At 61.5% G+C, this 12,177-nt stretch carries 13 protein-coding genes; 2 read left to right on the top strand and 11 right to left on the bottom strand.

Features of this window, described 5'->3' with window-relative positions; genetic code table 11:
• Window positions 1–15 precede the first annotated feature (15 nt).
• The 6 genes from FHT93_RS13090 to FHT93_RS13115 all read right to left on the bottom strand — a co-directional run bounded on the left by FHT93_RS13090 (window position 16) and on the right by FHT93_RS13115 (window position 4,770).
• Window positions 16–411, bottom strand: coding sequence for a VOC family protein (locus FHT93_RS13090; RefSeq protein WP_113013039.1), 396 nt, complete (start codon window positions 409–411; stop codon window positions 16–18).
• A 149-nt stretch (window positions 412–560) separates the two neighbouring features.
• Window positions 561–1,310 carry an ABC transporter permease gene (locus FHT93_RS13095; RefSeq protein WP_112541750.1) on the bottom strand — a complete coding sequence of 250 codons (750 nt, stop codon included), beginning with the start codon at window positions 1,308–1,310 and terminating at the stop codon, window positions 561–563.
• Window positions 1,307–2,251, bottom strand: a complete 945-nt coding sequence (locus tag FHT93_RS13100; protein WP_112969953.1) for an ABC transporter ATP-binding protein — start codon at window positions 2,249–2,251, stop codon at window positions 1,307–1,309. Before FHT93_RS13100 ends, FHT93_RS13095 begins: the two co-directional genes overlap by 4 nt.
• Window positions 2,248–3,414, bottom strand: a complete 1,167-nt coding sequence (locus FHT93_RS13105; protein ID WP_113013038.1) for an ABC transporter permease — start codon at window positions 3,412–3,414, stop codon at window positions 2,248–2,250. Before FHT93_RS13105 ends, FHT93_RS13100 begins: the two co-directional genes overlap by 4 nt.
• Window positions 3,415–3,470: 56 nt before the next feature.
• Window positions 3,471–4,379: an ABC transporter substrate-binding protein gene (locus FHT93_RS13110; protein WP_112541747.1), complete on the bottom strand. Its 909-nt coding sequence runs from the start codon at window positions 4,377–4,379 to the stop codon at window positions 3,471–3,473.
• Window positions 4,380–4,578: 199 nt separating this feature from the next.
• The gene (locus FHT93_RS13115; protein WP_113013037.1) at window positions 4,579–4,770 is read right to left on the bottom strand and encodes an acetyltransferase; all 192 of its coding nucleotides are present in this window, start codon (window positions 4,768–4,770) and stop codon (window positions 4,579–4,581) included.
• 40 nt (window positions 4,771–4,810) lie between these two features.
• On the opposite strand from FHT93_RS13115, the gene FHT93_RS13120 reads away from it, so the two are divergent.
• Together FHT93_RS13120 and FHT93_RS13125 are read left to right on the top strand one after the other, a co-directional pair.
• Window positions 4,811–6,025 carry a LysR family transcriptional regulator gene (locus FHT93_RS13120; RefSeq protein WP_113013036.1) on the top strand — a complete coding sequence of 405 codons (1,215 nt, stop codon included), beginning with the start codon at window positions 4,811–4,813 and terminating at the stop codon, window positions 6,023–6,025.
• Between the two features lie 33 nt (window positions 6,026–6,058).
• Window positions 6,059–6,781, top strand: a complete 723-nt coding sequence (locus FHT93_RS13125; RefSeq protein ID WP_113013035.1) for a copper homeostasis protein CutC — start codon at window positions 6,059–6,061, stop codon at window positions 6,779–6,781.
• Here FHT93_RS13125 and FHT93_RS13130 read toward each other — a convergent pair.
• The 5 genes from FHT93_RS13130 to FHT93_RS13150 form a co-directional block, all read right to left on the bottom strand.
• Complete coding sequence (locus FHT93_RS13130) at window positions 6,778–7,797, bottom strand: zinc-binding alcohol dehydrogenase family protein (RefSeq protein ID WP_113013034.1); 1,020 nt, start codon at window positions 7,795–7,797, stop codon at window positions 6,778–6,780. The two genes, FHT93_RS13125 and FHT93_RS13130, sit on opposite strands and share 4 nt — an antisense overlap.
• Window positions 7,798–7,862: 65 nt before the next feature.
• Window positions 7,863–8,837, bottom strand: a complete 975-nt coding sequence (locus FHT93_RS13135) for an ABC transporter permease (protein WP_112541743.1) — start codon at window positions 8,835–8,837, stop codon at window positions 7,863–7,865.
• Between the two features lie 27 nt (window positions 8,838–8,864).
• Window positions 8,865–10,418 carry a sugar ABC transporter ATP-binding protein gene (locus tag FHT93_RS13140; protein ID WP_113013033.1) on the bottom strand — a complete coding sequence of 518 codons (1,554 nt, stop codon included), beginning with the start codon at window positions 10,416–10,418 and terminating at the stop codon, window positions 8,865–8,867.
• Between the two features lie 104 nt (window positions 10,419–10,522).
• Window positions 10,523–11,512 (bottom strand): ABC transporter substrate-binding protein, encoded by a 990-nt coding sequence (locus FHT93_RS13145; protein ID WP_112541741.1) that lies wholly within the window; start codon window positions 11,510–11,512, stop codon window positions 10,523–10,525.
• A 211-nt stretch (window positions 11,513–11,723) separates the two neighbouring features.
• Window positions 11,724–12,170 carry an RbsD/FucU domain-containing protein gene (locus tag FHT93_RS13150; RefSeq protein ID WP_113013032.1) on the bottom strand — a complete coding sequence of 149 codons (447 nt, stop codon included), beginning with the start codon at window positions 12,168–12,170 and terminating at the stop codon, window positions 11,724–11,726.
• Window positions 12,171–12,177: the final 7 nt, after the last annotated feature.

Below are 12,177 nucleotides of genomic sequence, written 5' to 3' on the forward strand. Positions count from 1 at the left end.
TCAGCCTCTTGTATTTTATTGAAAACGACCGTGGCGCTGAAGCACTTCGATCTTGTAGCCGTCGGGATCGGTAATGAAGAAGAACAGCCCGAACAGCTTGCCGTCGCGGTTGAGTTCCACGAGCTTGCCGGGATTGAGGCCGAGATCGGTCAGCCGCTTGTGCTCGACCTCCACTTCCTGAACGGAGACGGCGAGATGGCCGTAGGCATCGCCGAGATTGTAGGGCTCGATACGGCCCTTGTTGACCGTCAGTTCCAGCTCGAAACCGCTCTCGTCATTGCTCATGTAGATCAGCGTGAAAGTCTCGAAATCGACACGGTCGGCAATCTTGAGCCCGAAGACCTTGCTGTAGAATTCGACCGAGCGCGCCTCGTCCAGAACGCGGATCATGGAATGGATCATCTTGGCCAAGGCGGTCTCCCAATCGCTGATATCCAGAGCAATTCCATCAGAAGCGTGCAGCGGTTATGCGTTCGGAATTGCGTAAAAACGAGCAGATAGAGCACTTTCGTGATTCGAAGAAAACGAACGTGCCCTAGGCAGCCTTGGTAGCCGTCCTCTCAAGCCGGACGCAAGCCCATTCTGCGCGTGATCGCGCCTTCGAGCATGCCGACGACATCATAGATCAGCACCGCCATCAGGCCGACGATCAGGCCGCCCTGCAGAATGAAGGCGGTATTGTCGGAAATCAGACCGGCAATGATCACTTCGCCGAGACCCTTTGCCGCAACCGTCGAGCCGATCGTCGCCGTGCCGATATTGATGACGGTTGCGACCTTCAGCCCCTCGAGGATCAGCGGAAGGGCGAGGGGCAGCTCGACCTGGAAGAGGCGCTGCGTCCCGTTCATGCCCATTCCGTCTGCTGCATCCAGTACCTGCGGTGACACTTGCTTGAGGCCTGCGACCGTATTTTCGAAGATCGGCAGCAGGCCGTAGAGAAAGAGTGCGATCAGCGTCGGCGCAGCACCGAAGCCGGTAGCGGGAACGGCAAGCGCCAGCACCGCGACAGGCGGAAAGGTCTGGCCGGCATTGGCGATGGCGCGTGACAAAGGCAAGAAGTCGGCGCCGCTTGGCCGGGTAACGAAAATACCGCCGAGAACGGCAAGCACCGCGCTGCCGATAATCGAAACGAAGACCAGCTCCAGATGGCCGAGCGCCAGTGAAGCGAGGCTGTTCTGCATATAGACCGGCGGCGCATTGTTGTTGGTCAGCGGCACCAGCATGAAGGAGAGCCACTCCGTCCTGAAGATCAGGATGAGCAGGATCACCAGCGCCAGCGCGCGAAACAGATTGGCGAGGAGAAACTTCATGCCTTGCGGCCCAGTTCGATGAGCCGCTCCATCGAAATCGAACCGACAGCCGTCTTGTCGGCATTCTGCACGGCTGCCTCATCCACGCCCTGCCAGATCATTTCGGCAAGCGCATCGCGAAGGCTGAGCGACTGCGCCAGCGAATAGGGCAGGCCCGGCTTGGCTGGCTCCATACTGTCCTTCAGCGGTGTCAGCGACATCAGCTTCAGCGCCCGGTCGGATGTGCCGGTCAATTGCTGCACGAAGGGGTCTGCAGGCTCTGTCAGGATCTTCTCCGGCGTCGAGCACTGCAGGAGTTTGCCGCCGCTCATCACGGCGATCTGGTTGCCGAGATGGAAGGCCTCGTCCATGTCATGGGTGACGAGCACGACCGTCGTGCCGAACTGCTTCTGGATCGCCAGCAGATCGTCCTGCGCCTTGCCGCGAATGACGGGATCGAGCGCGCCGAAGGGCTCGTCCATCAGCAGCAGTTCCGGTTCGGCCGCGAGCGCCCGGGCAACGCCGACGCGCTGCTGCTGACCGCCAGACAGCTGATGCGGATATTTCTCCGCGAAGGCTGCCGGATCGAGATTGAAGAGGCCGAGCAGTTCCCTCACGCGTTTGTCGGTCCGGGTTGCGTCCCAGCCGAGCAGTTGCGGCACGGTCGCGATATTCTGCGCCACCGTCCGGTGCGGAAAGAGGCCGTGTCCCTGGATCGCATAGCCGATCTTGCGGCGAAGCTCTGTCGCCGGCACGTCCATGATATTCTGCCCATTGACCAGAATCTCACCTTCGGTGATCGGCACCAGCCGGTTGATCATCCGCATCAGCGTCGATTTGCCGGAGCCCGATGTGCCGACGATGACGGTGATCGAGCCCTTCTCGACGCTCATGGAGACATCATCGACGACGGTGGCCGCGCCGTAGCGCTTCGTGACGTTCCTGATCTCGATCTTGCTCATGCAGCTGGCCCCTGGATGCTTTCGATGACCGCATCGAGGATGACGGCCGAGGAGAAGGCGAAGAAAACGGTCGGCACGGCGCCGAGCAGAACGAGGTCCATGGCCGTCTGGCCAAGCCCCTGGAAGATGAAGATGCCGAAGCCGCCACCGCCGATCAGGGCGGCGATCGTCACCATGCCGATTGCCTGCACCAGCACGATACGGATGCCGGTGAGGATGACGGGGAAGGCAAGCGGCAGGTCGATTCCGGTGAGGATCTGTCGGCGCGTCAGCCCCATGCCGGCCGCCGCATCGCGCACCGAGGGATCGACGCCTTCGAGGCCGACGACCGTATTGGCGACGATCGGCAGCAGCGAATAGAGCACGAGCGCGATCAGCGCCGGCGCCGTGCCGATCCCGCGAATGCCGATTTCGGCCGCGAGCGGCACATGCGTCGCGAGATAGCCGAGCGGCAGCATCAATATGCCGAATAGCGCAAGGCTTGGAATGGTCTGAATCAGACTTAGCGTCTGCAGCACGATGGCGCGCAGCTTGGGCACCCAGAAACAGAGGATGCCAAGCGGCAGTCCAAGCACGATCGCCACCGCAAGCGATCCGAAGGCCAGAAGCAGATGGGAATAGGCCTCCGTCCAGAACTGCGCCGAGCGCGTGGAGAATTCCCGGAGGATCGACAGGCTATCGAGCAGGCCGGAGGAGAGGCAGAGGCCGAGAAGCGCCGTATAGGCGGCAAGCACAGCGACACGCATCCAGGGCGTCAGCCGGATCTTCACTAGCGCGTCGGAGATGATGAGGCCGATCACCCCGAAGAGCACCCAGAAACTGCCGCCGGGCGTCATGCGTGCCACCGTACTGCCGGGCGGGGTGGCAGCCGTTGCGGTGAGACCAATGGCGGCGATCAGCGCCGCAAGACAGAGCGTGCCGAGGGCGAGCCGGGTGAAAGCATTGCGCAGGAAGAGAGTTGCCAATGCTGTGGCAATCAGCAGCACCAGCAGGATGACGACGGAAGGTTGCGGAAGAAGTTGCGTCAAGAGCATCGGCTTGCCGGCGGCGATGCGGTTTGCCTTCACATAGATGAAGGGCAGAAGCGCCGTTGCCAGAATGCCGCCTGCCACGAGTACCACGCCGAGCCGGTCCAGTTTGCGGACCGCTAAGGTTTCTTCCATCGATCCTACCCTGTGGGAGAAAGCCCCGCCCTGAACAGGCGGGGCGCATCAGCCAATTATTTCAGGAAGCCTTTTTCCTTCAGGTAGGCTTCGGCAACGGACTTCGCCGGTTCGCCATCGACCTGGATCTTGGCATTGAGCTTGCGCAACTCGTCTGCCGTCAGGCTCTGGAAGATCGGAGCAAGAATTTCCTGGATCTTCGGGTTTGCCTGCAGCACGGCCTCGCGGATGATCGGGGTCGGTGCATAGACCTGCTGCACGCCCTTGTCGTCTTCGAGAACCGTCAGCTCGGCAGCCTGGATTGCACCATCCGTACCGTAGACCATGGCGGTGTTGACGCCGTTGGTCTGGTCGGCCGCAGCCTTGATCGTCGCGGCCGTATCGCCACCCGAAAGCACGACTTCCTGATCCGGCTTCAACGTGAAGCCATAGGTGGTCTGGAAGGCGGGCAGCGCGCCGGCCGAATTCACGAATTCAGCCGAAGCTGCAAGCTTGGCGGCCCCGCCGCCCGAAACCCACTTGCCGAAATCGGACATGCTCTTGAGGTTGTTCGGGCCGGCAACATCGTTGCGCACGGCAAGCGCCCAGGTGTTGTTGGCCGGCGAAGGCGTCAGCCAGACGATCTTGTTGGCGTCGTAGTCGAGCTTCTTGGCTTCCTGGTAACCCTGCTCGAGGTTCTTCCAGGCTGCGTCATCGGCCTTGTTGAAGAAGAAGCCGGCATTGCCGGTATATTCCGGGTAGATGTCGATTTCGCCAGCAGTGATCGCCTTGCGCACGACGGGCGTCGCGCCGAGCGCGATGCGGTCCTGCGTCTTGATTCCGTTGGCTTCCAGCGCGAGCGCGATGACGTTGCCGAGCAGCGTGCCTTCGGTGTCGATCTTCGATGAAACGACGACGTCTGCGGCGTGGGCCGCGCCGGCCGCAAAGGCGGCAAGCGAAACGGCAAGTGCGAATTTCTTCAGCATGATTATCCCCTTGGTTGAACACCGTTAAACGTCGCGAAAGCCCCGGACGCGAAGCCTGCGCGCATAAAACCAGCCGGCATGGTCAGCCATCAGGCCATCATGCCGGAAATACGTGCGTCATGGAAATAGTGTGCATGCCCGAAAAATCGATGCCCGAAAATCGAAGCAGCCCCCTCCAGTATTCGCTCTCGCGGCGCGATTATGGCGGCGAATGCAGACCGTTGCGCGGAATTGCATTCCCTTTTCCAAGGCCGGCGCGATTTGTTTTTGTCCCCTTGCGTGTTTCCACGATGTTCCGGTGCTTTTGATCGGTTCTTTTCGCCGCCTGGATTTCTATGGGTGAACGATAGCCTGCACCTTCGCGGGCAGGGATATCTTTTTTCACGAACACGTCATATCCTCCGCCTTTTCAGTAGTTTCCGGAGAAAGCCTTGCATCTCGGCGCCCTCTTCATCGCAAGTCACGTTCTTTCTTCCGGCTCCATGCGCGAGACGGCGCGCCGCTTCAACGTCTCCGTCTCGACCGTGTCGGCGGCGATCGACAATCTGGAGACGGAGCTTGCCTTGAAGCTCGCGGAGCGTTCCTCGGGCGAACTGGTCATTCTGCTTGCCGGAGGCAGAGTCCTGGAGGGATTGGCGCCGATCCTTGCTGCAATAGGGCAGCTTGGAGACAGGCTCGGTCATCGTGAACCGGAAGCTTACGGACAATGGGCCGCCCGCATCCCCGTCAAGCTCGTCACCATGGAGCGTTATCTGGAGGTTGCCGATCAAGGCAGCATCAATAGGGCAGCACGCCGCCTTCGTCTTGGTCAGCCGCAGCTTTCCTTGCAGATCGCCAATCTTGAGAAATTCTTCGGAGACCGACTCTTCGAACGTCAGGCACAAGGCTCTGCGCTGACGGAGGAGGGCCGCTTTGCTTATGCGGTCTTTTCGACCATCAGCCTTGCCTGGAACGAACTGAAATCCGCGGCCGACGAACGCTACCAGCGCACCGCCCGCTCGCTGCGCATCGGCGCCATCATCCCCACGGGCTCGGAAAGCTGGGTTGCACGTTGCCTGGGCAGCCTCGTCGCCGAGTGGAATACCGGCCGCAACAAGAATGCCTTATCGCTGGTCTCGATGACCGCGGACGATCTGCGCGAGGCGCTGAAATCCGGGCGCATCGATGTCGCGATCCTCGATTCCGTCTTCGGCCTGGAAAGCTTCCGTCATCGCGAATTGCTGCGCACCGACATGGTGGCGATCGCTCCGCTCGACAGCATGGGAGCAACTGCCACGGAGCTTGTCGCCAGTCATCCGATCTGCACGCCGAGCCCGCGCACCGGCATCGGCCATGCCGCCATGACCTTCGGCTATGACCGTACCCTGCATCGCCGCCTCCGCGACCGGGATATCACCGCGGCGGATTCGCTGCCTGTCATCGTCGATCTCGTCGCCAATCACGGCTACGTCTCCTTCCTCGGCCGCGTCAGCGCCATGCCGATTGCCGACCGAGTGCGCATCGTCGAACTCGCCGAGCCGATGCCCATGTCCTACCACGTGGCCTTCAATCATCGGAAAGCGGCCGCTGACGCTTGCGACCTGCTGATCGCGACTGCTGCAAAAATCGTCCCGGGACCTGTCGCGAAAGATGCCGCCTTCGCATAAATAAGCTGCGGCGGAAGAAGAGGGATTCGGACGATGACGGTTTTGCTGGAAGTATGCGTCGATAGCGCTCAAGGCCTTGCGGCGGCGATCGAGGGTGGTGCCGGCCGCATCGAGCTCTGCTCGGCGCTGGAACTTGGCGGACTGACGCCGCTGCCGAGCCTGATGCGAATTGCCGCCGAAGCACCGATCCCGGTCTATGCGATGATCCGCCCTCACGCCGGTCCCTTCATCTTCGATGCCACGGATGAAAAGGCGATGCTGGCCGATATCGATGCCGTCAGGGCCGTCGGCCTCGCCGGCGTCGTCATTGGCGCCAACCGGTCGGACGGCACGCTCGACATGCCGCTCATTCATCGCTTGAAGGCGCATGCCGCCGGCCTCGGCTCGACCCTGCATCGCGCTTTCGATCTCGTGCCCGATCCGGATGCGGCACTGGAGCAGGCGGTCGAACTCGGCTGCGAGCGCATCCTCACGTCAGGCTGCGTACCGAAGGCAATGGATGGGCTCGAAACGCTGAAGCGCATCGCCGCCAAGGCGGCAGGTCGCATCTCCATCATGCCGGGCAGCGGCGTGCGTCCGGCTAATGCCGTCGAGATTCTGCGGGCAACGGGTGCGCACGAGATCCACGGCTCCTGCAGCTCCGCCGTTGCCAGCGCCGATCCGCGCGCCGTCTCCTTCGGCTTCGATGTGCCGACCTCGAACCGCACGGATGTCGAGGTCGTCAGGCAGATGCGCGCGGCAATCGACGCTGCTTAAGCGGCAACCTTGATCACGGCTTTGATGAGGCCGCTCTTCTCATGCGCCCAGCGGGCAAGGTCGCGCGGCGCGTCGGCAAGCGTCGTGCGATGCGTGATCAGCTTGTCGACCGGAACGAGGCCCTTGGCGATCGAATCCGCGACATGTTCGAAGTCGACGCGCGTTGCATTGCGGCTGCCGATGACCATCATCTCCCGCTTGTGAAACTCCGGGTCGGAGAAGCGGATATCGTCTTTCACGACACTGACGAGCACCAGCGCGCCGCCATGGGCGACAAAGCTGAAAGCCTTCTCTATCGACGGCCCGAAGCCTGTCGCGTCGAAGACGACATCAAAACCATCGCCGTCCGTCCTGGCTTTCACGGCATCTGTGGTCCCATCATTGGCGACGATGCCTGACGTGAAGCCGAAGCGCTCGGAGGCCATCTGCAGCCGTTCCGCACTCGTATCGAGCAATGTCACATCATGACCGGCAATACGCGAGAAGATTGCCGCACCAAGGCCGATCGGGCCTGCGCCGATAACGAGGGAGCGGGAACCTTCCGCCGCCATGGAGCGGCGTACAGCATGCGCGCCGATTGCGAGGAATTCGACGGTCGCGGCAGCCTCCAGGCTGAGGCCCTTGGCGGCATAGAGATTGCCCGCAGGCACCACGATCTCCTCGCAGAAGGCGCCGTCGGTGTGAACTCCGAGAACCTTGATATTGGTGCAGCAGTTCGGCTTGCCCTGCCGGCAGGCGACACAGCTACCGCAGGAAAGGTAAGGATTGACGATCACAGGTGTGCCCGTCGCCATCGCCACGCCGTCGCCTGCTTCGAGCACGGTCGCCGAGATCTCGTGTCCCATTACGCGCGGATATTCGAGGAACGGGTGCTTGCCTTCGAAGATATGGTAATCCGTGCCGCAGATGCCGACATGGCTGACGGCGAGCCGTACCCAGCCGGCAACAGGTTTTTCGGGGGAGGGGCGCTCGATGAGATCGAGGACGCCGGGTTCGCGGCAAAGGACTGCTTTCATGACGGTTCTCGCATTGCTGAAATGAAGAAAGCCGGCCCTCGGGCCGGCTTTGTTTTGTATTTCGCTCAGCCCGCCCGGCGCCGGCGAAGCTGATCGAAGTAGACGATGACGATGATCAGCAGGCCGGTGATGATGCGCTGCCAGAACGAGTTGACGTTCAGAAGGTTTGCGCCGTTGTTGATGGTCGCCAGAATGAACGCACCGATCAGCGGACCATGCACGGAGCCGACGGCACCGAAGAGAGACGTGCCGCCGATGACGGAGGAAGCGATCGCCTGCAGTTCCCAGCCGTCGGCCTGTGTCGCGTTGCCGATTGCGATACGCGAGGCGAGCAGCACGCCGACGAAGGCCGCAAACGAAGCCGACAGGATGTAGGCGAGGTAGATCATCCCCTTGACGTTGACGCCGGAAAGGCGCGCCGCTTCGGCATTCGAACCGACCGCGAAGAGGTAGCGGCCCCAGCGGCTCAGATGCAGGAAGACGAAGGAGGGGATCGCCACCAGGATGACCATCCAGAACAGGCTCGGAACGCCAAGGAAATCGGCGCGGGCGAAATTGCTGAAACCCTCGTCCGTGATGCTGATCGTCGAGCCGTTGGTGATCAAGAGGCCGATGCCGCGCAGCGATGTCAGCGTCGCAAGCGTGATGATGAAGGGCGGCAGGCCCATATGCACGATGCCGAAGCCATGGAAGGAGCCGATCGCGACACCGATTGCCAGCGTCAGCAAGATTGCCGCCCAGAGCGGCACACCCGCCTGTAAGAGCCAGGCGATGATGACGGTGCAGAAACCGACGATTGCGCCGACGGAAAGGTCGATGCCGGCGGTGATAATGACGAAGGTCTGGCCGAGCGCCAGGATCGCCGTCATCGCACCTTGGCGCAGCAGGTTGGAGATGTTGAGCGGCGTCCAGAAGCTCTCGGTGACGAAGCCGAGCACGACCCAGAGGAAGATCAGCAACCCGATCAGTGTCAGGCCGAACAGAATGTTCATCTTCCGGCGCGGCGGCGGCGCGACAATTTCGGTGGGGGTGACAGTCATGAATTTTCTCCCTCTTATTCTTTTGGCTCAGACGCCGATCGCTTCGCTGAGCACTTCTTCATGCGTCGCCGCGTGGAAATCATGGCTTGCAACGAGCTTGCCGCTGCGGAAGACGTGCAGCCGGTCGGCCAGTTCGTAGACCTCGGGCAGGTAGGAGGAGATCAGGATGATGCCTGCCCCCTCCTTCAGCAGCTTGGCGAAGAGCCGGTAGATTTCCGCCTTGGTACCGACGTCGACGCCGACAGTCGGCTCGTCGAAAATGAAAAGCCGGGCGCCGTGGCTCAGCCACTTGCCGATCACGATCTTCTGCTGATTGCCGCCCGACATGCTGGAGGCCGGAACACGCCGGCTCGGCGTCTTGATGCTGAGATCGCGGATCTGCTTGTCGGCATTCGTCGATTCGCGTGCGTGATTGATGACCGGGCCGTTGCTGAGGCGTCCGAATACCGGCAGGTTGATATTGAGGCCGATCGGCAGGTTGAGGCAAAGCCCCTGGTCGCGCCGGCTTTCGGGCGCCAGCGCAATACCGAGCTCCATCGCGGTGCGTTCGTTCTTGATGTCGACGCGCTTGCCCATCCAGTGGATTTCGCCCGCACTTGTCGGTTGGCGACCATAAAGCCCGAGCGCGAATTCGCTGCGCCCGGCGCCGATCAGGCCATACAGCCCGACGATCTGTCCTGCCTTGACGGAGAGCGTCACTTCCTCGAAGCCCGGGCCTGTAAGTCCCCTGACGTCGAGGATTGTCTCGCCGGTCGGAATGTCTTCCTTGTGGTAGATCTGCTCGATCGAGCGGTTGATCATCAGCGCGATCAGCTCGGCCTCGTTGGTCTCGCCGATCAGGCGCGTACCGACATGCGTGCCGTCGCGAAGCACCGAGACACGGTCGGCGAGTTCGAAGACCTCTTCCATGCGGTGGCTGATATAAACGATGGTGACGCCTTCACTCTGCAGGCGGCGGATCAGCTTGAAGAGCTGTGCGGATTCCTGGCGGGTGAGGTAGGCGGTCGGCTCATCGAAGATCAGGAACTGCGTGCCGCGCATGGCCGCGCGCGCGGTGGCGACGAGCTGCTGCTGACCGATCGTCAACGAGCTCAGAAGCGCACCGGCCGGCAGGCCGAAGCCGAGATCGTCGAGGACGGACTGCGCCATCTTCTCCATCTGCTTCCTGCGCATCAGCCCATAACGGTTGACCTCGTCGCCGAGGAAGAGATTGGCGGCCACGGTCAGGTGCCGGCAGAGCACGACTTCCTGATGAACGGCGTTGATGCCGCGGGCGATTGCCTCGTTCGGCGTCGACAGTCCCACCGGATGGCCGCACCACAGCACCTCGCCTGCCGTGCGGGTGATGACGCCGGTGAGCAACTTGATGAGGGTGGATTTGCCGGCGCCGTTTTCGCCGACGATGGCGTGGATTTCACCGGCAAGGAAGGTCAGCGTCGCCGGTTTCAGCGCCTGCACGTGACCGTAATTCTTCTGCAGGCCTTTCAGTTCGAGGATAGGCGATCCGGCGGGAATTCGATTGGCTTCTTTCAGCGTGGCGCTGTCATCGTGGCGATGACTGACCTCTTCCAGTCCGACCATGGACCTCTCCTCCTCTTGTCACGTCTGCTCCATCCCTGGTGAACCATACCACGGATGAGAAAGGCCGCGCCGGCTTTTGAAGCCGGCGCGGCCGCCTGTCGTTTTTACTTGATCTTCGGGTTCAGGAGCGCGTCGATCTTCGGCTCGGCCATGTTCGCCTTGGTGACGAGGTTTGCGCCGGTGTCGACGTTCTGCTCGACCTTCTCGCCCTTGGAGACGGCAAGAGCGGTCTTCACGCCGTCATAGCCCATGCGATAGGGGTCCTGAACGACGAGGCCGGCGATCGCACCATCCTTGAGGAAGCCGACCGTCTTGTCGTCGCTGTCGAAGCCGATGACCTTGATCTTGTCGCCGAGCTTGTTTTCGGCGATCGCCTGGCCCACACCCTGCGCCATGATCAGGTTCGAGGCGAAGACGCCGACGAGCTTCGGGTTTGCCGTGATCAGGTCGGTCATCATGTTGAGACCGGTCGTTGCCTGGCCATCGCCGTACTTGTCGGCAATCACCTTCAGGCCGGGATGCTTGGTCTTGATCTGATCCAGGAAGCCTTCGCGGCGCTGTTCCAGCGAGCCAACGCCCGGAAGGTTCGTCAGGATGACGATTTCGCCCTCTTCCTTGCCGGTGGCGCCTTTGATGGCGGCGGCAAGGCCGTCAGCGGCGATACGGCCGCCCTGGACGTTGTCGGTCGTCAGGAACGACTTGAATGCCTTGGAGTCGGCGCCGGAGTCGATGCCGATGATCGGAACCGACTTGGCGGCTTCATCGATCGGCTTGCCGAGTGCCTTGAACTCGGTCGGCGAGATGACGATGGCGGCCGGCTTGCCGGCAACGGCATTCTCGAGAATGCTGATCTGACCGTTGATGTCGGATTCAGCCTGGGCGCCGAGTTCCGGCACGTTGACGCCGAGATCCTTGCCGGCCTTGCGTGCGCCGGCCAGAACGATCTGCCAGTAGAAGGACGTCGTGTCCTTGACGATGATCGGGATCGTTACCTCGGCGGCAAAGGACGCGGCCGGCATTGCCGTTGCAATGACAGCGGCGCCTGCAAGTGCCGTAAAGGCGCGGCGAGACAGAATGGATTTCACGATATTCATAAGGGTTCTCCTCTCAGGGTGCGTTCTCCTCCAATGAAACCGGACCGCTGAACGCAGGCGGACGATTTTTATCGATAAAAAACATTTACGATGTGAAGCTAGCCGAGGCGAAAGCAAATTGCAAGTGTGCCGATTTCGCTTTTTTACCCGCTAAATTGTCTGCCAAGCAATTGTTTTCGTTTCCAATACATAAGAACCTAAAATACGGTCCTCAGTCGAATTGCACCTCGTGCGGGTGCACGACGCCCTTCTTCAAAATCAGGTTGCCGTAGAGCCGGAACTCGGTGGTCGCGACAATATAGGCCGCCTTCCGTGCCATCTCGTAGAAGGCGAAGCGTTCGACGGATGCGATGGAAAAATCGCCGGCGCGCCGGGTGACGATCTCCTGGAATTCGGCGCAAACCTCCGGCACCGCCTTGGGATCGCCGACCACCTCCATCCGCCATGCCGATCGCGGCACGAACGTATCGAGCGGCATATGGGTGAGGATCGCCTCGGCCATGGCAGTGGCGCTGACGCCATCGGCCCGGATGACGTCGGGCCCCATGCTGCTTGCAGGGAAATTGGCATCGACAATGACGATATCGTCGCCATGCCCCATGCTCTTCAGCGCATAGAGCAGATCGGGGCCGAGAAGCGGGTGAATACCTTTAAGCATGGTGTCT

Origin of the sequence: Rhizobium sp. BK379 (assembly GCF_014193955.1) — a bacterium.
Classification (GTDB): domain Bacteria; phylum Pseudomonadota; class Alphaproteobacteria; order Rhizobiales; family Rhizobiaceae; genus Rhizobium.